Genomic DNA, 22,584 nt, shown 5'->3' on the forward strand with positions numbered 1-22,584 from the left:
ACGACAGACAAAGGGAGTGTTGGGTGACTATGGAGTCAGGCATTCATAATTTTCTCGCCCAACTGGCGGCAAGCGATGTGCGCTTGCGACTGGATCAGGGCGCGTTGAAACTGAACGCGCCCGCCGAACTGCTGCAAGATCCAGTCGTCGCCGGACTGATTGACGAACTGAAGTCCCGCAAGGACGAAGTCATCCGCTTTTTGCAACGACAGAGCCGCGCAGAAGGCGACACAGTAGCGCCCGCCGGGCGCGAGCAACCGCCGCCTCTGTCATTCGGACAACAGCGTCTGTGGTTCCTCGACCAGCTTGAGGGCGGCGGTCACGGCTATAACATGCCCACCGCCATGCGCTTGCAGGGTCCGCTGGATGTGGATGCGCTGCGCAAGAGTCTGCGCGCCCTCATGGTGCGCCACGAAGTGCTGCGCACGCGCTACCCGGACAGCGAAGCGGTGTTTGTGGAGCCGCTGCCCTGCGTGGAGCTGACGGAGCTGGATCTGTCCGCCCTGCCCGCGGCGGAACAGGATCGACGCATCCAGGAGCTGGCGGCGTCAGCGGCGTTCGAACCCTTTAATCTGAAGCTGGGGCCAATGTTGCGCATGCAGCTGCTGCGTAAAAGCGCGCAGGACCATGTGTTGCTCATCACCCTGCATCATATCGTCACCGACGGCTGGTCCATCGGCGTCATGGTGGAGGAAATCTCCGCCCTGTATAACGCCATTTCCCAGAACCGGCCGCCCGCGCTGCCGGCGCTCCCCATTCAATACGGCGACTACGCGGCGTGGCAACAGCGACGCTACGCCCGCGACGCCAGCCCGCCGGAACTGGACTGGTGGCTGCCGCGACTGCTGGGCGCGCCCCTGCGTCTGGAGCTGCCTCTGGATTATCCGCGCCCGCCGGTGCAGAACTTCCATGGCGACGTGGAGCATTTCACGATTCCCGCCACCTTGCTGCAACCGCTTAAAGACCTGTGCCGTCGTCACAACCTGACGCTGTACATGGCCACGCTGGCGGCCTTTGGCGTGCTGACGGCCCGTCACAGCGGTCAGGACGATCTGCTGATCGGCTCCCCGGTGGCCAATCGCAACCGCCGCGAAGTAGAAGGACTGCTCGGCTATTTCGCCAACACCCTGCCCCTGCGGCTGCGTCCCGGCGCTTGCGCCACCACTTCTGAATATCTGGATCAGGTGCGGGATTTCTGCGCGGGCGCCATGGAGCGTCAGGAGCTTCCCTTCGAAAAACTGGTGGAAGCGCTGCGGCCGGAGCGGGATCTCTCCCATAATCCGCTGGTGCAGGTGATTTTCGCCCTGCAGAACTCGCCGCGGCATACGCCGCACCCGGAGCTGAGCCTGCGCGGCCTGCTGATCGAGCCCCTGGCGCTGAAACGCCGCAACGTCAGCGTGGACCTGGAAGTGCATCTGTGGGAAGTGGACGGCGAGCTGCAAGGTCAGTTCGTCTACAACAGCTGCCTGTTCGAGGCCGCCACGATCCGCCGCATGATCGGACACTATCGCAAACTGCTGGCGGAGCTGCCGAGAGGCCTGAATACGCCGCCGCTGCGTCTGCCCATGTTAAGCGCGGCGGAAACCCAGCAATGGAACGACGCCGCCGCGACGGCAAAAGCGCTGCCCAGCGATCGCCGCATGACCGACCTGTTGCGGGAAGCGACACTAGCGCATCCTCATAAAACCGCCGTGGTCTGCGGCGACCAGCGCATCAGCTATCTGGAGCTGGACCGGCGCGCCACCCTGCTGGCGTTGCAGTTGCAACATCTTGGCGTCGCCCCGGACACGCTGGTGGCGGTCTACCTGGGACGCAGCGTGGATATGATCGCGGCGCTGGCGGGCGTGCTAAAATCCGGCGCCGCCTATCTGCCTATTGATCCGGCCAACCCCCGCGACCGCATCGCCGATATGCTCGCCAGCGCCGGCGCAGCGCTGGTGGTCACCCACTCGGATCTGGCGCTGGATCTGCCTGAAGGCTGCACCCTGGTGCGCCTGGACCGCCTGTTACGCAATGATCCTGAGTGCAGCGATCCCCTGCGCCACCTGCATACAGACGACGCGTTGAGCCGCCAGCCCTGCCGTTGCGGCATGCCGACGCCGAGCAACCCGGCGCGGCCGGATCATCTCGCCTACGCCATCTTTACCTCCGGCTCCACCGGCGCGCCCAAAGCCACGCCTATCGAGCACCGTAACGTGCTCAACATGCTGGCGGCGCTGCAACCCATCGTGGAATTTTCAGCGGACGACGTATGGACGCTGTTCCATTCCTACGCTTTCGATTTTTCCGTGTGGGAGATCTGGGGCTGTCTTTTATATGGCGGCACCCTACTGGTGACCACTGAGGAAGAGCGTCATAACCCTCACGCCCTGGCCCGGCTGCTGCGCAGGGAGAACGCCACTGTGCTGAACCTGACTCCGAGCAATATGGAGAAACTGCTGGCGGCGACCCGGGAAGACGACGCATTTCCCTATCAATTACGCGCTTTCTGCTGCGGCGGCGAAGCGTTTCCAGGCCGCTTGGTTTCGCCGATATTAAAATTCGGCCTGCCGGTCTGGAATTTTTACGGCCCGACGGAAGCCACCGTGTGGTCCTCCATTCATCGGGTCACCGGCGCGGACGCGGAGCTGGCGACGCTGCCTATCGGCGCGCCCCTGGCCAACTATCAACTGTACGTCATCGACGCCTTTGGCGAGCCAGCGCCGGCGGGCGTCGCCGGTGAGCTATGCATTGGCGGCGCCGGCGTCACCCGGGGTTATCTGGGACGGCCGGAGCTTAACGCGGAGCGCTTCGTCAAGATGACGCATCCGCTGTGCCGCGGTCGCGTCTATAAGACCGGCGATCTGGTGAGACGCCGCGCAGACGGCGCTATCGATTATCTGGGACGCAGCGACTTCCAGATCAAACTGCGCGGGTTCCGCATCGAGCCGGGAGAGATCGAATCGCTGCTCACCGAGCATGCGCTGGTGAGTCAGGCGGTGGTGTGCAAGCAGTACGCAGAGGACGGCGGTGAATATCTGGCCGCGTTCCTGGTGCTGCGCCGCGCGCCGGACGATCCCGCCAGCCTGTTCGAGGAACTGCGCAAGCTGGCCCGCGGCAAGCTGCCGGAGTACATGGCGCCCACCAGCTATATGATCCTGTCGGAGCTGCCCCTCAACAGCAACGGCAAGATCGACCGCAAACGTCTGCCCCAGGCCACGCCCAACCGGGTTTCCTCCGCCGTATTCCAGGCGCCCCGCAATCGTCTTGAACAGGAAATCGCCGCGATCTGGCGCGAAGTTCTAGGGCAGGAACGCATCAGTATCTACGACAACTTTTTCGATATCGGCGGCTATTCCCTGCTGCTGACGCGAGTTTATGAACGCCTGCTGCGCCTGGAGTTCCGGACGCCGCTGACCGCCTTGTTCAATTATCCCACCATCGCCCAGCTCGCCGCCCATCTGGCGGACCAGGAAGGCGGCGGTGAGGAGAACGAACGCGCCGCATTGCGGGACAGCGTCGCCCAGCGCGTGGACCGGCAACGACAGGCGCGCCGCCGACAGGCCGACGCCCGCGCTGTGAGTCAATCGCTGCCAATCAAGTAAATGCAAGAACAATAAACGGAAGAAAAAGAATATAACCATGAAGGACACCCTATCCCAAGACATCCCAGCGGACGCTATCGCCATTGTCGGCATGGCGTGCCGCTTTCCCGGCGCGGACGACATCGAGGGGTTCTGGCGCAACCTGCTCGACGGCGTGATCTCCACCACCCGCTTCACCCGTGAACAACTGCTGCAGGCGGGAATTCCCGCCGCGTTGATCGACCACCCGGACTACGTTCCCATCAAAGGCGTGGTCAACGATTACGACAAGTTCGACGCCGCTTTCTTCGGCTATACGCCCCGGGAAGCGGAAATGATGGACCCGCAGCATCGGCTGTTTCTGGAAAGTTGCTGGTGCGCGCTAGAAGACGCCGGCCACACCGGACAGGGCGAGGAAAACCGTATCGGCGTCTTCGCCGGCGTGGGCATGCCCACCTATATCCTGCGCAATATCATTCCGCACCCGCAATACACCGGGCCGGACATGGATTATCAACTGCTGATCGGCAACGACAAGGACTTCGCCGCCACCCGGGTCAGCTACAAAATGGACCTGAAGGGCCCCAGCTTCAACGTCAACACCGCCTGCTCCACCTCCCTGGTGGCGGTGCATCTGGCCTGCCAGAGCCTGCTGTCCTGCCAGTGCGATATGGCCCTGGCCGGCGCCTCCACCCTGCGTGTGCCTCAGGAAGAAGGCTATCTGTATCAGGAAGGCGGCATTCCCTCCCCCGACGGCCAATGCCGCGCCTTTGACGCCGACGCCCAGGGTGTGGTGGGCGGCAGCGGCGTGGGCGTGGTGTTGCTGCGCCGACTGGAGGACGCCCTGGAAGACGGCGATGATATCTATGCGGTGATTCGCGGCAGCGCCATCAACAACGACGGCGCCGATAAAATCGGTTACACCGCGCCCAGCGTGGACGGCGAGGCGGCGGTGATCGCGGAGGCGCAAGCCCTGGCGGACATCTCTGCGGACACCATCAGCTACGTGGAGGCCCACGGCACCGGGACGCCCCTGGGCGACCCCATCGAAGTGGCGGCGCTGACCAAAGCCTTCCGGCTGACCACCGCGCGCAAAGGCTTCTGCGCCCTGGGATCGGTGAAAACCAATTTCGGCCATCTGGACACCGCCGCCGGCATGGCGGGTTTGATCAAGGCCGCGTTGGCGATCAAGCATGGCAAAATTCCCTCCACCCGCCATTTCCAGCGCCCCAACCCCAAGCTGGATTTGGAGAACAGCCCGTTTTTCGTCAACGCCGACGCCATCGACTGGCCCGCCGATTTACCCCGGCGCGCCGGCGTCAGCTCGTTCGGCGTCGGCGGCACCAACTCCCATGTGGTGCTGGAGCAGGCCCCGGACGCCTGTGTCGACGCCAATGCCCTTCAAGATTCGGAGACGGCCCTGCCGCAACTGTTGCTGGTCTCGGCCCGCACGGAAACCGCGCTGAAAAGCGCACAGGAACAGTTGAGCGGGCATCTGCGACACCTGCCGGCGCAGGCGCTGCCGGATGTCGCCTTCACACTGGCCTGCGGCCGTCGACGCCTGGAGCGACGCGCTTATGCAGTCAGCGACGGGGAGGCGACGCTATTCCGCGATAGCGGAGGTCAAAAAGAGCGCGATAGCGGAAATCAGAAAGAGCACGAAGGCGGAAATCAGGAAGAGCGTCCTATCCACCAACTGGCGTTTCTGCTCACCGGCCAGGGCTCTCAATATGCGGGGATGGCCAGCTCCCTGTATCGTCGCTACGCCTCTTTTCGCCGGGATCTGGATCAATGCGCGGACCTGCTGCGGCCGTTGCTGAACCGGGATATCCGCTCGCTGCTTTGCGACGACAAGGAAAAAGACCGCGCCCTGACGCCCACCGCTCTGGCGCAACCGCTGAACTTCGCGCTGGAGTATTCCCTGGCGCGTCTGCTGCAAAGCTGGGGCCTGCAACCCAATACGTTACTGGGTCACAGTCTGGGCGAATATGTCGCCGCATGTCTCGCCGGGGTGTTTACTCTGCCTGACGCCCTGCGTCTGCTCACCGAACGCGGTCGTTTGATGCAGGACACCGCCGCCGGCGCCATGCTGGTGGTCTCCCTTGGCGAAGAAGGCGTCATTCCCTATCTGCGCGCCCACGCCGGCGACAAAGGCCAGGGTGAACGCCTGTCTCTGGCGGCGGTCAACAGCCCGGAATGCTGCACCCTGTCCGGCCCGCCGGCGGCGATCGAACAGCTACAGGCGCGCCTGATCGCCGAGGGCGTCACCTGCCAGCGCCTCAACACCAGCGGCGCCTTCCACTCTCCGGCCATGGAGCCGGTGGCGGCCCCCTTGCGCGAGCTATTGCGCGGTATGCGCCTGCAGGCGCCGCAGATTCCCATTGTCAGCAACCTGACCGGCGACCTGCTGCGCCCGGAACAGGCGACGGACCCGGACTACTGGGTGCGCCATATGCTGGAGCCGGTGCGTTTCTCCGCTGGCCTGCAGACATTGCGGCGGGAGGGCGTGGATGTGTGCGTGGAAGTGGGCGCGGGACGCGCGCTCACCGCCCTGGCTCATCAACAAGGCTGGCGTCACGACGCATTATCGTTGATTCCGGCGGCGTCCCGTCGCGAGCATCCAGAGCGACTGCTGCTGGAAACGCTGGGGGAACTCTGGCGTCGCGGTTGCGACCTGGATTGGCGCGCCTATTACGCCGACGTCATCAATGCCGCCGCGCCGGAGACCCGCCGTCGCTACCAGCGTCTGCACTTGCCGGGCTACCCCTTCGCCCGGCAGCGCCATTGGATAGATCCTCCCAGCGGTCAGGCAGCCGCGCCGAGCGCCCGCATCCATCAGGCGGAGCCGCCGTTACAGGACTGGTTCTATGCGCCGTCATGGCGGCGTCTCCCCATGACCGCCGACCTCTCAGGTCAGCCGTCTCCTGCTATGCTAGATACAGACAAGCCAGATACAGACAAGCCAGATACAGACAAGCCAGATACAGACGCCAGACCCCGTCACTGGCTGGTGTTGGTGGACGACGCCTCGCTCGCCCAAGGCTTGCGGGGGGAAATTGAGCGTCGCGGCGACAGTATGACTCAGGTGCGCTCCACCTATGCGCCTCAAGATCCACACCCGGCGAACGCACTCCATATAGATCCCACTAAGGAAGAAGATTTCCAGGTTCTGTTCGCGCAATTGCAGGCGGACGCCCAGGCGCCGGATGTCGTGTTGCACGCCTGGGCCTACGCACCCCACATCGACGCCACCGACGAACAGCAACGCAGCGAGAAACTGCTGAACCTGGGTTACAGCAGCCTGATCCGGCTGATCCAGCAGTTCGATAGCCTGACCTCTGCTGCGCCTATGCTGTGCGCCGTCACCGCCACGGCGCAAACGGTGCTCGGAGATGAAACCATTACGCCGGAGCTGGCGGCGGTCATGGGGCCGATCAAGGTCGCGCCCTTGGAATACGCCGACCTGCGCAACCTGTGCATTGACGTTATCCCGCCGCAATCGAAAGCCCAGCAGGACGCGCTCTGTCGCGATCTGATCGACCTCGCCCAGCGTCCCAGCGATGAACCCTTGCTGGCGTTGCGCGGCCTGGATCTGACGCAACCGCCCCGCCATCACCGCTGGGTCTGCGAATTTACGCCCACGCCCACCGCGGCGGTCAGCGACCCACATCAATTACCTTTGCGTGATGACGGCGTGTACTTGATCACCGGCGGATTGGGCGGTATCGGCCTGCAACTGGCGGAATGCGTAGCGCAACAATGTCGCGCCAAGCTGATTCTGGCCGGTCGTCAGCCCGCTCCCGCCTGGAGCGAGGACGCCGACGCCACACAGGGCGGCCTCATCAAACAGTTGCCTGAGCCCAAGCGCATCGCCGCCATGGAAAGCGAGCTGAAGGACGAACTGGGGATTCAGATTGTCGACGCCCATCCGGGCCTGCGCAGCGATCTGCACGGCCTGTGCTCCGCCTATCTGGGCCAGTTTATCGCCGCCCTGTGGCGCGACCATCTGGGCGAGACAGACGCCGTCAGCGTGGACGAGTTCATCCAGGTCTGCGGTCTGGACGCCCGCTTCGACAAGTTCTTCCGCTGGATGTTCGCCATTCTGGCTGAAGACGGGTTGCTGCAACTGGACAGCGAGCAATTGCGCCTTCTGCCCGCGCTGCAGCAACTGCCTGACACCGCCGCCCTGCGCGAGGAAGTCAGTCAGCGACATCCCGGCTTCGCCCCCATGCTGGCGTTTCTGGATCACTGCGTCAGCCACTATCGCCCCGCGCTCACCGGCGAAATCGACGCCATCAGCGTGCTGTACCCCTCCGGACAGGGCGACAAGCTGCAGAAAGCGGCGGCGGAGACCGTGGAGCATACGCATCACCGTCTGTACGGCCTGTTACTGCAACGCCTGCTGCGGGAACTGCATCAGGCCCGGGCGGCGCAGCCTGACGCCACACCCTTGCGGATTCTGGAGATCGGCGCCGGGGCCGGCATCCTTACCGACTGGATCGCCCCCGCGCTGCGTGAAGCGAACGTGGAGTACTGGTTCACCGATATCGGCCGCAGCTTCGTGATGGCGGCGGAAGAACGCTTTCAGCAAGATCCGGATCTGGCGGGCAAAATGCGTTTCGCCAAATTCGACGCCTCGTTGCCGCCGGAGAAACAGGGGCTGGACCCGCACAGTTTCGATCTGGTGATAGAACTGGACGCGGTGCACGCCACGGCGGACCTGCCCGCCACCATGCGCCAGACCCAACGTCTGCTGGCCCCCGGAGGCCTGCTGTGCCTGCTAGAGTCCACCCACACTGAGCGCTGGACCAACATGGCCTATGGGCTGGCGGCGGGATGGTGGTATTTCGCCGACGGCCTGCGGGAGAACTGTCCGCTCCTGTCCCTGCCGCAGTGGCGTGCGTTGCTGGAAGAGCTGGGCTATCAGAACGTGCGCGCTTTCCCCGGCGCAGATATGCGGCCGGAAGAAGTCGACTGCGGCCTGATACTGGCCGCCGCTGGCGACGCCGACGTGGCGGACCCCTTCGCCCTGGTCAGCCCCGACGCGGAACGGAGCGCCCGCGACCGCAGCGCCAAGCTGCGCCGACTGCGCAGCCTCGGCGCCCAGGTCATGACCTTGCAGACGGACATTGCCGACCTGGCGGCGCTACAGGAACAACTGGCGCAGGCGCAACAACGCTTCGGCCCCATCAACGGTCTGATTCATTGCGCGGCCTCCGAAAACCGCGGCCCCATTCAGCTCAAACAACCTGATCCCAGCGCCGGCGAGTTCGCCGCCAAGGCTCACGGCGTGCGCAATCTGCTGGCGACCTTGGCGGTCAAAGAGCTGGATTTTGTAGCGCTGTCCTCCTCCACCAGCGCCGTGGCGCCCGGGGTCGGCGACGCCGAATACTGCGCCTCCAACTCCTGCGTAGACGCCTTCGCCCATCAACTCCGCAGCCAGGGCGTGGCGGCCTTGTCCATCAACTGGGAACGCTGGCGGCATGTGGGCATGGCCTGCGCCTATGAAGCGCTGTATCGTCAGAAAACCGGCCAGGACCCGGATGGCGGCATGGACCCCGCCACCGGCGCCGACGCCTTCCTGCGCATGCTGTCCCAACGCGGCCTCAGTCAGGTGCTGATGTCCCGTCGCCATATCGACGTTCTGTTGCAGGACTCCCGCAACGTCAACCTGCAGCGCATCGTCGAGCAGAGCCGACTCAGCAACGCGGCTCAGGACGAGCAAGTCGGCGCCGATGCGCCCGCCACCGAGCTGGAACGGGACATCGCCGCCATCTGGCGCGAGGTGCTGGGAGTCAACCGGGTGGGACGACACGACAATTTCCATGATCTGGGCGGCGACAGCCTCATCGCCATCAAGATGGCGTCGCGGCTGAAAAGCCGGTTCTCGCCCGATATCAGCATGCAGGCCCTGTTCGACTACCCCAGCGTGGCCGCCTTCGCCGAATGGCTGCAGCGCGCCTGTCCGGAAGCCGTGGACACGGACCTGTCGGAAGAAATGGATGAAGGGGTGCTGTGATGGAAGTGTACGCCTTTCTGCGGGAAGTCGAACAAAGCGGCGTGCAGCTTTGGAATGATAACGGGCAACTACGCTACCGGGCTCCGAAAAACGCCATGACGCCGGAGCTGGTCGCCCGTCTCAAGACCATGAAGGAGACCATTCTGCCCCTGCTGCCCAGGCAACCGGCGCCGCCGCGATTGCAGGCGGTGGCTCCGCGCCGGGGCATTCCGCCGCGCGCCCCGGCTTACGCCAACAATGCGCCGTTGACCCTGAATCAGATGGGGCTCTGGTTCGTGATGGCCATGGCGGAGCCGCAGACCGGCCCGGGAGGCGATGCCGCCTGTAATATATCTGACGATACCGCCTACGATATACCTGGCGATGCCGCCTATAATATTCCCGAAGCGTTGCGCCTGGACGGCGTCATCGACGTCAGTCTGATGCGTCACTGTCTGCAACGTATTGCGGACCGTCACGAAGCCCTGCGGGTCAGCTTTATCGAAGGGCCGGACGGGCCCCGTCAGCACATCGCCGAACAGGCGACCCTGTCGATGACCCAGGAGGACCTGAGCAGTCTGGAGCCCGGCGCGGCGGAGCGCGCCGCCGCCAGACTCGCGGATGCGGAGGCCCTGGCCCCTTTCGATCTGGGCCGCGCGCCCCTGGCCCGGGCGCGTCTGTTGAAACTGGGACCGCAGCGCCACGTGTTGCTGTTCACCCTGCATCACATCATCGCCGACGGCTGGTCCAAGGGCATTCTCACTCGTGAGCTGATGACGCTTTACGCCGGTTCCGGCGAACTGCCGCCATTGTCCACCCAATACCCGGATTACGCCTGCTGGCAACAGCAAAGCTTCTTGCCGGCGGAGCTGCCGCGTTTGCGGGAATACTGGCTGCCGCGCCTGCAGAACCTGCCGCCGCCCCCTGATCTGCCCTATGATCACCCACGCCCCCGTCAACGCAGCTATCGCGGCGCCAGCCATTTCATCACCCTGTCCGCGGATCGGGGCGACGCCCTGCAGGCCCTGGCCAAGCGGCAGGGGTGCAGCCTGTTCATGGCGCTGCTGGCGATCTTCAACATATTGCTGCAACGCTACAGCGGCGCCAGCGATCTGGTGGTGGGCACCCAGGTGGCCAACCGGGAGCGTCCCGAGCTGGAAAACGTGGTGGGCTTCTTCGTCAATACCCTGGCGCTGCGGGTCAACCTCAGCGGGGTCGCCAATTACATCGAATTGCTGCAACAGGTGCGGGAAACCACCCTGGGCGCGTTCGCACATCAGGAAATGCCCTTCGATAAACTGGTGGAGGCGTTGCAACCGGAGCGCCGCCCCGGCTACGAGCCCATCGCCCAGGTCATGTTCCTGTTGCAAAGCGCGCCCATGGATAGCCTGCGGCTGCCGCGCCTTACGATTGAATCCCTGCCGATCAACCGGGGCAGCGCCAAGTTCGACCTGTCGCTGCTGGTCACGGAGACCGACGGCGCCCTGCAATGCGAGTTTGAATACAGCCTCGACCTGTTTGAGTCAGGGACTATTGAGCGCATGGCCCGGCACTTCGCAACCCTGGTGGACAGCGTAATCATGGCGCCGCAGGCCGAACTGGATCAGCTGACCATGATCGACGCCGAAGACCTGCGTCAGCTCCGCGCCTTCAACGAACACTGGCGCTCGCCTCCCGCCTCGGCGCGCCCGGTGGAGGAGCCCATTCTCGGAGACGACATCGTCAGTTGCTTCCGCCAACAGGCGGCCCGCAACCCGGAGCTGACCGCCGTCATCGCCGACGACGGCGAGTTAAGTTACGCCGAGCTGGACCAACGCAGCGACGCGCTGGCGGCGCGCCTGCGCCATCAGGGCGCGTTGCCGGACCAGCCGGTGGGGTTGTGCGTACAACCCAGCGTCAACCTGATCATCGGCATCCTCGGCATCCTGAAAAGCGGCGCCGGCTATATGCCCATGGACATCGCCCACCCCCGCGCCCGCCTGCACCATCAGATCCGCGACGCCAAGTTGAGCCTGATCGTGGTCGACCAGGCCACGCTGAACCCCGCCCGCTCCATCGTGGCGCCTTATCCCGCCGAGCTGATCTGCATTGAGCAGGCCCTGACCAAACCCGTGGCCGCGCCGACCAGTCCACTCGCCATACAACGCAGCCAACTGGCGTACATCATCTACACCTCCGGCTCCACCGGGGCCCCCAAAGGCAGTCAGGTGGAGCATCACAATGTGCTGAATCTGGTGGAAGGGCTACGGGAGCTGGTTTATCAGAATTATCAGGAGCCGGTGTGCGTGGCGCTGCTGGCCAATCCCGTGTTCGACGCCTCGGTGCAACAGATCTTCGCCGCCCTGCTGCTGGGACATAAACTACTGATCGCGCCGCCGGAGAAGCGTCTGGAGCCTGCGCGTCTGGCTCAGTGTTTTCTGGACCACAATGTGGTGGTGGCGGACTGCACGCCGAGCCTGCTGTCGATCATGACGGCGGACAGATTGCCGGCGACCCCCGGCTTGCGTCTGGACGCCCTGCTTACCGGCGGCGAGCCGCTGACGCGGGAGCTGGCGCAGTCGTTTTATCAGCAAAACCCCAGGGCCACGCTGTTCAACGTTTATGGCCCTACAGAGTGCACCGTGGACGTGACCGCGCTGCGTGTCCCCCGGGACAATCCCTATCACTTTCCCATCGTTCCCATTGGGACGCCCCTGCCCAACGCGCAGGCGTTCATTCTGGACAGGTTCTGTCAGCCGGTTCCTCTGGGCGCCCCCGGCCAGATATTCATCGGCGGCGACCCGGTCGGCCGCGGCTATTTGAATCAACCCGCCCTGACCCGGGAAAAATTCTCCTATTACCCCGAAATTTCCGAACGCCGCCTGTACGCCACCGGCGACTGTGGACGCTGGCTTCCGGACGGGTCCATTCAATATCTCGGCCGCATGGATCAGCAGATCAAAATTCGCGGCCATCGGGTGGAGCCGGGAGAAATTGAGTCGCACTTGCGTCAGCATCCCGCGCTGGCGGAAGCCGCGGCGATCGCCCTGGAAACCGAACCGGGACGCCACGAACTGGCGGCCTATCTCACCCTGCGGGAAGAGGCGCAGGCGCCCGCGGTGGAGGCGCTGCGCGGCTTTCTGCAGGATCGCGTGCCGGACTATATGATTCCGACGCGCTGGTCGTTTCTGGAACAGATGCCGCTCACCGCCAGCAACAAGATCGACCGTCGCGCCCTGCCGCAATGCGAAGCCACCGCTCCTGACCAGGAAAAACGCCCGCGCCGCGCCCCTGAGGGCGCCAGAGAAACCGCGTTGGCGGAGGTCTGGAGCGACGTGCTGAATGTGGCCGATATCAGCGCCCAGGACGACTACTTCGCCCTCGGCGGCGACTCCATCAAGGCGCTGCAGATCTCCGCGCGGCTGCGCCAGATGGGCTGGCGCATGGAAGTCAGACAGATTTTCGAATACCGCAGCATCGCCGAACTGGCGCCGCAACTGCAGGCCATCGTAGAGACTGTCGCCCTCAACGCCGCGCCGGCGGAAGCGCCGCTGACGGCGATCCAGCGCTGGTTCTTCAGTCACTTTGAAGGTCGTCACGACCATTACAATCAGGCGGTATTGCTGCGTCCGGCCCAGGCGCTGCAAATAGAGCCGCTGCAGCGCAGTCTGGCCGCCCTGCTGCGCCGCCACGGCGCGCTGCAACTGGCCTTCCAGGGCGAGCCGGACCAGTTGCGTCAGGTGCGTGTGGAAGTGGACCCCGACAGCGTACTGAGCGTCATTGACCTGCATACCTCGTCTGACTCCACAGACGCCTCAACAGACCCGACGGCGGACCTCACAGCGCAAATGGAAGCCCATATGGCGGACCTGCAGACCCGCTTCAACCTGCGCAAAGGCGGCCTCTTCAAAGCAGCGCTGTATCGCCTGGGCGACGGCGAGCAACGTCTGTTTCTGACCGCCCATCACCTGATCATGGACGCGGTGTCCTGGCGCGTGCTGCTGGAAGACCTGACCCAGGCCTACGAACAGGCCGTCTCCGGATCGGAGATTACCCTGACGCCAGTGACGGATTTCGCGCAATGGGCGCAGGCCGTCAACAGCGGCGCGCCGGTATTTTCCCAGAAAGAGCTGGATTACTGGCGGCGTCAGGAGAGCCTGCGCGCCAGTCAGCCAACGCCTGCGCGCCTGCAGCGCCGCGAGGCCGCCTACCATTACGTGGAAAGCCATCTTGACGGCGGAGCCACCGAACAATGGCTGCGCGACGCCAATCAAGGCTACCGCACCCGGGGAGACGAACTGCTCATCACCGCTCTCCTGCGGGCGCTGATGCGACAGGATCTGGCGTCGCCCAGCCTGCTGCTGGAAGGACATGGCCGCGAAGACCTGGGCACCGGTCTCGATATCTCGCGAACCCTGGGCTGGTTCACCAGTCTGTACCCCCTCGCCTTCGCGATTAACGCTGAAGACGAGATCGACCGCCAGATCAAAGTGGTGAAAGAGACCTTGCGCAGCGCGCCGCAACAGGGGGCGGGCTACGGCATCCTCCGCTACATGCGCGACCAGAAGAATATCGACAGCGACGACGCCATCGCCTTTGCGCCCTTGCCTGCGGTGGCGTTCAACTATCTCGGCCAGTTCGACCGCACTTTCACCGGCGACCTGTTCCAGCTGGCGGAAGAAAACGCCGGACCAACACGGGACCCGCAGGCGCTGAACCTGCAGGCGCTGGAAGTGGTGGCGCTGGTGCTGGACGGTTGCCTGCAGTTGCGTCTGACCGGCTGCGCCGGCTGTTTCAGCGCCGGCGATCTGGTGAAGTTCGCGGAAGCCCTGATGGACGATCTGCGCCGCATCATCCGCCACGCCGCCGGCAAAACCGAAGCGGAGCTGACCCCGGCGGACATTGATTATGACGGCTTCAACCTGGAGGAACTGGATGAGTTCATAGACCGGTTGAGTTAACCCGTTCCGCTCGTATGGGAAGACGTGCGGGAAAACGCCTTCAGCGGTCGCAAAGTCCGCGCCGCTGAAGGCGTCAGATCCAGAAGTCCCTGAACAACAAGAATCGGACAAGGACCATGACAGTTACCAAGAAGGACATCAAGAACATCTATCCCCTGACGCCGGTGCAGGAAGGCATGCTGTTTCATGCGCTGCTGGAGCCCGAATCCAGCGCCTATTTCCAGCAGACCGCCTGGCGGCTGCGGGGCGAACTGGACGCGGACGACTTTGAACAGGCTTGGCGTCTACTGGCGCAGCGCCATGATCTGCTGCGCACCCTGTTTTCCCACCAGCAAAGCGATCAGCCCCTGCAAATCGTGCTGCATCAGCTGCCTCCCCATATCGAACGCCAGGACCTGCGCCATATCGACTCCCTGCGCGCTGACGCCTATTGCCGCCATTTTCGCGACAACGAACGCCGTCAGGGTTTCGACCTGACCCAGGGGCCGTTGTGGCGCATCAGCCTGCTGCGCCTGGAAGATAATCTATGGGAAGTGGTGTGGAGCCATCATCACATCCTGCTGGATGGATGGTCCTACGGATTACTGCTGAGCGAACTGCTCGCGACCTATCGCAGCCTGTGTAAGGACGAGGACGCAGAGGCGCAGCTCAACCTCACGCCGACGCCCCCGTTCAGCCGCTATGCGCGCTGGCTGGCGGCCCAGGATCAGGACGCCTCGGCGCAATACTGGCGGACCTACATGGAAGGCTTCACAGAGCCGGCAGAGCCGCCCTTTCGCAAATACCACGCGGACGCCCAGCCGGAAAGCGCCGAACTGAGCTTTCAGTTGAGCCGGGGCCAGACCGAGCGCCTGCAAAGCCTGTGCGCGCAACATGGGATTACCCTCAACGCCCTGTTGCAGGCGACCGTGGCGACCCTGCTGACGCGTTGCTGCGATCAGGAAGACGTGGCCTTCGGAACCGTAGTGTCCGGCCGGCCGGCGGATCTGGCGGGCGTGGAAAACATGGTGGGGCCCTTTATCAACACCGTCCCCTGTCGGATTCGCGTCGCTCCCGATTACAGCCTGCTGCAACTGGCGCAGACGCTGCAGCAGCGTCATCTGGCGTCCGCCCCCCATCACTACTATCCCCTGGCTAAAATTCAGGCCGCCGCCGGTTTCGCCGGTCAGGATCAGGGCCTGTTCAATCTGGTGATGGCGGTGGAGAACTATCCGGTGGATGCCCTGGTGAAACGGGCCGCCGATCAGTCCGACCTGGGTTTCGCCGTGGAGGATGTGTTCAGCTTCGAAAAAACCCATTACGACTTCGACCTGCAATTCATGCCCGGGGAGCGCCTGCAAGGCAAACTGATCTACAACCGCAGCCGCTACGAACCCGCTTACGTGGAGTCTATTCCACTAATATTTCAGACCATTATCGAATCTTTCTGCAGTAATATCGAGGTTAAGATCGCCGCCATCCCCCTGCTTTCCGAAACCAGTCTGGAGCTGCTGCGGGACGTTTGCGAGGGGCTGTCCTGGCGGCCGGACAGCGACACCCTGATTGACCGCTTCCTGCGTCAGGCCCAAGCCTCGCCTCAGCGCATTGCGGTCAGCGACAGCGACGCGCAACTGAGTTATGAAGCCCTGCGCGAAGCCGCCAACCGACTCGCGCGCCGCCTGGCGGAACAGAACGTCGCTGACGACGAGCCCGTCGGCATGTGCACCGGCCGCTCCGTCAATCTGGCGGTGGGGGCTCTGGGAATACTGAGCGCCGGCGGGGCTTATCTGCCTCTGGATATCGCGCAGCCGGAAGCGCGTCTGCGCCAGCAAATCGTCGACAGCGGCTTGCGCGTCATCGTAGCGGATAACGCCACCCTGGCGGCGCTGCGGGACATCGACGCCGGCGCCCCCGTGCAGATCCTTGCGCTGCCGGATGCGGACCAGCATCTGGAAGCCGCGCCGGAATTGGAGCTGCAACGGACCCTGCGCCCGGACCAGCTCGCCTATGTGATCTACACGTCCGGCTCCACCGGCGTCCCCAAAGGCGTCGCCGTCGAACATCGCAACGTGGTCAACCTCAACGACGCGCTCTGGGATATCGCCTACCGCCGTTACAGCCGCCCCGTCAACGTGGCGCTGCTGGCCAACGCCGTGTTCGACGCCAGCGTGCAACAGCTGTTTCCCGCCCTGCTGCACGGACACAGACTGCTGGTGGTGGATCAGGACACGCGGCAGGACGCCGCCCGTCTCACCGACCTGTTCATCCAGCAGCGCATCACGCTCAGCGACTGCACGCCCACCTTACTGGCGCTGTGGCTGCCCGAACTGGCGCGGCGCAGCGACGAACTGGCGCTGGACACTCTGCTGGTGGGCGGCGAGGCCCTGCCCAGCGCGTTGGCGCAGGCCGTTGGCGAGGCCCTGCCCGCCGTACGGCTGATCAACGTCTACGGTCCAACCGAATGCTGCGTGGACGCCACCGCCTACGTGATCGACAGCAAGCGCCTGCCGCAATCACCTTATGTTCCCATCGGCCAGCCCCTGCGCAACACCCGCGCCTGGGTGCTGGATCGCCATGGCGCGCCGGTCCCGGCAGGGGTTCCCGGTGAAATTGTTCTGGCTGGCGCGGGGGTCAGCCGAGGGTATTTGAACCGGCCGGAGCTGAACGGAGAGAAGTTCGTCTTCCTCGCTTCTCCCTGTTCCGCTTCCGGTGCGGTTCGCTTTTACAAAAGCGGCGACCGCGGTCGCTGGACGATGGACGGCGCGCTGGAGTTCCTGGGACGCATGGACGATCAGGTGAAAGTGCGCGGCCATCGTATCGAATTAGGAGATGTGGAGTCCCATCTGCGCAGCCATCCCGATGTAGAGCAGGCGGCGGCGTTGCTCGTCGCCCCTGACTCGGAGAATACAGCCGCCAACGCTGAGCTGATCGCTTATATTGTTTTAAAACAAGAAGTTGGCTCAGATACTTTAAGAAGATACTTACAAGAACGTTTGCCGGAATACATGCTGCCCAGCGGCTATGTCGTTCTGGACGCGCTGCCCCTGAACGCCAGCGGCAAGCTGGATCGCAAGGCGCTGGCGTCGCTGCGGCAAGGCGAGCGCCTCGGCGTGACCACCGCCTTCACCGCGCCGCAAAGTCCTCTGGAAACGCTGCTGGCGCATCTGTGGAGCGAGATTCTGGGACGGGATCAGGTCGGCGCCAACGACAACTATTTCGCCCTGGGGGGCGACTCCATCAAAGCCATCCAACTGGCGTCCCGGCTGCATCGGGAAGGCTGGAAAATGGCCATCAAAGACCTGTTCGCCAATCCGACCATCACGGCGCTGGCGCCCTGGGTCACGCCACTGGAGCAACGCCAGGATCAGGATTGGGCGGCCCCGCAAGGCCCGGTTCCCCTTACCCCGGCGCAGAGTCGCTTCTTCCGCGAACATAGCGAGAATCCGCGCCGCTTCAATCACGCGCTCCTGCTGCGCAGCGAGCAGCCCTTGTCCGCCTCGGCGCTACAGGCGGCCCTGGACGGGATTTACGCCGCCCACGAATCCCTGCGTCTGCACTTCTTACGGGACGACGAAAACCGCTGGATGCAGGAGGCCCTGCCCCTGGACGAGGCGCCAGGGGTGCGACTGCGGGACATCGATCTCAGGGACAGCAAAGACCTTCCCTCTGCGTTGATTCAGGAGGGCGAAAAGCTGCATGCCGCGATGAACCCGGAAAACGGACGCCTGTTCGCCGCCGCGCTGTTGCTCTGCCCGGACGGCGACCGACTGCTGCTGGCGGCGCACCATCTGGCGGTGGACGGCGTGACCTGGCGCATTCTGCTGGATGATCTGCTGCAGGGGTACGCCCAGGCTTGCGACGGCCAGTCCGTGCACTTGCCGGAAGCCCCCGGCTTTACGCGCTGGGCGGCGCAACTGGCCCGTTTCGGCGGCAGCCGCGAACTGCAGGCGGACATCCCCTATTGGGCGGCGCTGGAGGAAACCCATGATCTCGACGCCTCCGATAGCGAACCTTGCCACTATGGCGACGCCCTGACTCTGACCCGGGAATTAGACCCGGAGCTGACCCAGGCGCTGCTGACCGCCGCCAATCAGGCTTACAACACCACGCCGGAAGACCTACTGCTGACCGCCCTGGCCCGGGCCATGGCGTCTTCCGACAACACGACGGTCAATCTGTGCCTGTTAATGGAGAGCCACGGTCGCGACCTGCTGGAGACGGATCTGGACCTGTCCCGCTGCGCCGGCTGGTTCACCAGTCTGTGGCCGCTGTCTCTGACCTTTCCCGGCGACCGCGAACTGGCCTATCAGATCAAATCGGTGAAAGAGAGCCTGCGCCGCGTTCCCCGCAAGGGCGCGGGCTACTCCCTGCTGCAGGAATTCGGTGGCGACGCCGCCACCGCGGCGCTGCGCTTCAACCTGCAGCCGCAGATCAGCTTCAACTACCTGGGACAGCTCGACGCGCCTCTCGCTGACGCCAGTCTGCGCTTCAGCGATGAGTCCAGCGGCGACTGCGTTCCGCCCGAAGCGCCGCGTCCCTGCGCCCTGGAGATCAGCGCCATGGCCCTGGGCGGACGCCTGCGCCTGCAGCTTTGCATTGATCGGGCGCGGCCTCTGCTGGACGCCGACGTCCTGCTGACCCGCTGGAGCGAACAATTAGCGCATTTGGCTGAACACTGCCTGGGCTGCGCGGGAGCTACCGTCACGCCCTCGGATTTGACCTATTCTGATATCAGCCTGGATGAGCTGGAAGGAATCATTTCATGATAAAAAAGGAAAACCTCAAGGACCTGTATCCCTTGTCCCCCATGCAGGAAGGCATGCTCTATCAAAGCCTGCTGCATCCCGACGCGCCGGTGTATCACGAGCAGGCGCTGTACCGGCTGCGCGGCGAGCTGCGGGTGGATCTGCTGGAGCAGGCCTGGGAGCGGTTATTCCAGCGTCACGATATCCTGCGCGTCCAGTTCATCGCCGAGAAAGTGTCCCGTCCCCTGCAGGCGGTGCTGCATCACCGGGTCGGCGAGTTTCATTACAGCGACTTGCGCAATGCGTCGCCGGATTTTCAGGAGGAACTGATTCGTCAGGCCCAGGCGGAAGACCGTCAGCGCAGTTTCGATCTGCAACGGGAGCCGCTGATGCGCATGCGACTGCTGCAACTGGCGGACGACCGCTTCGCCTTGTTGTGGAGCCTGCACCATATCCTCATGGATGGCTGGTGTCTGAGCCTGCTGCTGCGGGACTTCACCCTGATTTATGACGCCCTGCGCGAGGCGCGTCCGCTGGACTTGCCCGCGCCGCCGCCCTACAGCCGTTACATTCAATGGCTGGAGCGCCAGGACGCGACCCAGGCCCGGAATTATTGGCGCGGGCAACTGGAAGACTACCATCAGGCCGCCCAGGTCCCACGGCAGCAGACCCTCGCGCCCGCCAGCGCCGGCAAACGCACCTTCACCCACGCGCTGCCCAGGACGCTCAGTGAACGCGTGCGGCAGGCCGCGGCGGACTGGGGAATGACGCCAGGGGCCATTCTGCAAGCCGCCTGGGGCGCATTGCTGGCCCGCTACAACGACTGCGACGACGTGACGTTCGGAACCCTGGTGTCAGGGCGTCCGGCGGAGCTTCCCGGGGCCATGGAAATGGTAGGGGTCTTCATCAACACCCTGCCGTTGCGTTTGCGCGTCGGTCCCGACGCCACCCTGCGCGAACTGGCCCAGGCCACGCAATTGCGTCTGCTGGAGGCGGAGTCGCGCCAGTATCTGCCGTTAAGCGAGGTGCAACAGCTCAGCCCTCTCGGCAAAGATCTGATCACCCATCTGTTCGCCTTCGAGAACTATCCCGCGCCGGCGCAACCGGACGGGGCTTTCCGCGACGCCATTCAGGTGGAAAGCATCAGCAAGCACGAAGACATTCCCTACGATTTCGGCGTCACCGCCACACCGGAGCATGGCCCGCAGGGGACCACGCTGGTGATGCGCTACCTGTACAACCCGGCGCAGTTCGAAGGCGCCTTCGTCGAGCGTCTGTGCGGACACTATGAGCGCCTGTTGCGTCAGGGACTGGGCGCGAGCGGGGATGTGACCTCACCGCCGCTGCAGCAAATAGACCTGCTGGATGCAGCCGAGTACGACCGCCTGCGCGCCTTTCAGGGCGAGACTTATCCGTTGCCCACCTGCGACAGTTATCTGGATCTGTTCGAGCAGGCCGTCGCCGCCGCGCCGGACAGCATTGCGGTGGAAGACGGCGAGCGTCGCATCAGCTATCGCGAGCTGGATGAACGCGCCAACGCCCTGGCCGCGTTGCTGCAGGAGCGCTATGACGTGGGCGTGGAGGACCGCATCGGCGTCGCTTTGCCCCGCAGCGCCGCCCTGCTGATCGCCGAACTGGCGGCGGGCAAAGCCGGCGCGGCCTTTGTTCCGGTGGACCCGGACTACCCGCCCGAGCGCCGCCTGCGCACCTTCCAGCAGGCGCAATGCAAACTGGTGATCGGCGACGCCGAGGAAGCCGCATTGTGGGGCGAATACAAGCTGTGGCGCGAGCACAGCCAGATTCCCTTCATCCCCCTGGACTCCCTCGCCCCCAACAGCCGTCGCGCCCAGGCGCCGGTTCGCGCCTGTGGGTTGCGCAGTCTGGCCTACGTGATCTTCACCTCCGGCTCCACGGGGGAGCCCAAGGGCGTCATGCTGGAGCATCTGGGCCTGATCAACCTGATCCAATGGAGCCGCCGTCAGTTCGGCATCCAAGCGGACAAACGCACCACTCTGCTGGCGTCGCCGGCGTTCGACGCTTCCGTATGGGAGTCGCTGCCTTCGCTGTGCGCGGGGGCGACCATTGTGATCACGCCGGAGGCGCTGCGACGGGATGTGGGCCCTCTGTGTCAATTTCTGCATGAGCAGCGCATTGATATCTCTTTTCTGCCTCCCGCCTTGTGCGAAGAGGCCTGCGTCAGCTTTCCGCACCTGTTGCAGAACATCGTGCTGCAGTCCGGCGGCGACACCCTGAAAGGCATCCGCAACGGCGGCGCCAGCGACTGCATCAAAGTCTCAAATAATTACGGGCCGTCCGAATTCAGCGTGTGCGCCACCTCCTGCTATCTGGCGCCCCAGGAGCCCAGCCCCTATCCCATCGGCAAGCCCATCGCCAACGCCGAGGCGTTGATTCTGGACCGCCAGCAGCGCCTGGCGCCGTTGGGCGCAGCGGGAGAAATCGCCCTGAGCGGACCTTCCCTGGCGCGAGGTTACTGGGGACGCGCGGATCTCACCGCTGCGCGCTTCGTGGCGCATCCTTACAAGCCCGGCGAGAGGGTGTACCTGACCGGGGACAAGGGCCGCTGGCGCGAAGATGGCAATCTGGATTTTCTCGGACGCATCGACGACCAGTTATCCGTGCGCGGACACCGCGTGGAGCCAGCAGAGATAGAACACCTGCTGTCCCGCCACGAACACGTGCGCGCAGCGGCGGTGGCGGCGACCCGGGGCGCGGACGGACACACGCTGCTGGCGGCCTTCATCACGCCACGCAGCGCGGAAGATTCCCCCCTGGACCTGGACGACATCCGCCAATGGCTGGCGCGGCGCGCCCCGTCCTACATGACTCCCGCCATTCTGAGGGAGCGGGAGCGCCTGCCTTTGAACGCCAACGGCAAACTGGATCGCAAGGCCCTTGAGCGCGAAGCGGAGCAACTGCGCCCGGAAGCGCCTTACGAAGCCCCGCAGACGGAAACGGAAAAGCAGGTGGCGGAGATCTGGAGTCAGGTGCTGGATCGTCGCCCTATCGGCCGCAACGATCATTTTCTGGAGCTGGGCGGGCATTCTTTGAGCGCCACCCGCGTCCTGTCGCAGCTGCGCGGACGCCTGCAGCGTGACTTGCCGCTGGCGCTGCTGTTCGACAAGCCAACGCTCAAGGATCTGGCCGCCGCCATTGATGCGCTGGCGACCGCCGCAACGCCGGCGTCCGAGAGCGGCATTCGTCGCGTCGACCGCTCGCGCTACGCCGTCGGCGCGCCAAAACCGGAAACCCAGACCCCGGAGACGCAGGACCCCGCCGCGGCGGAGTCATCCTGAAGACGGAAGAAAACAGAAAAAGACAACAACCATAACGACAACCCA

5 protein-coding genes are annotated in these 22,584 nt (G+C 64.3%); all 5 read left to right on the plus strand.

Annotation, left to right across the window (positions count from 1 at the left end; translation table 11 throughout):
* Positions 1–29 precede the first annotated feature (29 nt).
* The 5 genes from ONV78_RS08285 (at position 30) to ONV78_RS08305 (ending at position 22,539) form a co-directional block, all read left to right on the plus strand.
* On the plus strand, positions 30–3,584 hold the full coding sequence (locus ONV78_RS08285; protein WP_279503111.1) for an amino acid adenylation domain-containing protein: 3,555 nt from the start codon (positions 30–32) through the stop codon (positions 3,582–3,584).
* 37 nt (positions 3,585–3,621) lie between these two features.
* Positions 3,622–9,582: a type I polyketide synthase gene (locus tag ONV78_RS08290; protein WP_279502500.1), complete on the plus strand. Its 5,961-nt coding sequence runs from the start codon at positions 3,622–3,624 to the stop codon at positions 9,580–9,582.
* The gene (locus tag ONV78_RS08295) at positions 9,582–14,501 is read left to right on the plus strand and encodes a non-ribosomal peptide synthetase (protein ID WP_279502502.1); all 4,920 of its coding nucleotides are present in this window, start codon (positions 9,582–9,584) and stop codon (positions 14,499–14,501) included. Before ONV78_RS08290 ends, ONV78_RS08295 begins: the two co-directional genes overlap by 1 nt.
* 116 nt (positions 14,502–14,617) lie before the next feature.
* Positions 14,618–19,246: a non-ribosomal peptide synthetase gene (locus ONV78_RS08300; protein ID WP_279502503.1), complete on the plus strand. Its 4,629-nt coding sequence runs from the start codon at positions 14,618–14,620 to the stop codon at positions 19,244–19,246.
* Complete coding sequence (locus ONV78_RS08305; RefSeq protein WP_279502504.1) at positions 19,243–22,539, plus strand: amino acid adenylation domain-containing protein; 3,297 nt, start codon at positions 19,243–19,245, stop codon at positions 22,537–22,539. The genes ONV78_RS08300 and ONV78_RS08305 overlap by 4 nt, the downstream gene beginning before the upstream one ends.
* The last annotated feature ends 45 nt before the right edge of the window (positions 22,540–22,584 follow it).

The sequence above is a fragment of the Hahella sp. CR1 genome (genome assembly GCF_029813005.1).
Classification (GTDB): Bacteria; Pseudomonadota; Gammaproteobacteria; order Pseudomonadales; family Oleiphilaceae; genus Hahella.

What these genes read in the sequence shown, in the direction of transcription:
- ONV78_RS08285 (WP_279503111.1), top strand. Translation starts at nt 30, where the DNA reads ATGGAGTCAGGCATTCATAATTTTCTCGCCCAACTGGCGGCAAGCGAT.
- ONV78_RS08290 (WP_279502500.1), top strand. Translation starts at nt 3,622, where the DNA reads ATGAAGGACACCCTATCCCAAGACATCCCAGCGGACGCTATCGCCATT.
- ONV78_RS08295 (WP_279502502.1), top strand. Translation starts at nt 9,582, where the DNA reads ATGGAAGTGTACGCCTTTCTGCGGGAAGTCGAACAAAGCGGCGTGCAG.
- ONV78_RS08300 (WP_279502503.1), top strand. Translation starts at nt 14,618, where the DNA reads ATGACAGTTACCAAGAAGGACATCAAGAACATCTATCCCCTGACGCCG.
- ONV78_RS08305 (WP_279502504.1), top strand. Translation starts at nt 19,243, where the DNA reads ATGATAAAAAAGGAAAACCTCAAGGACCTGTATCCCTTGTCCCCCATG.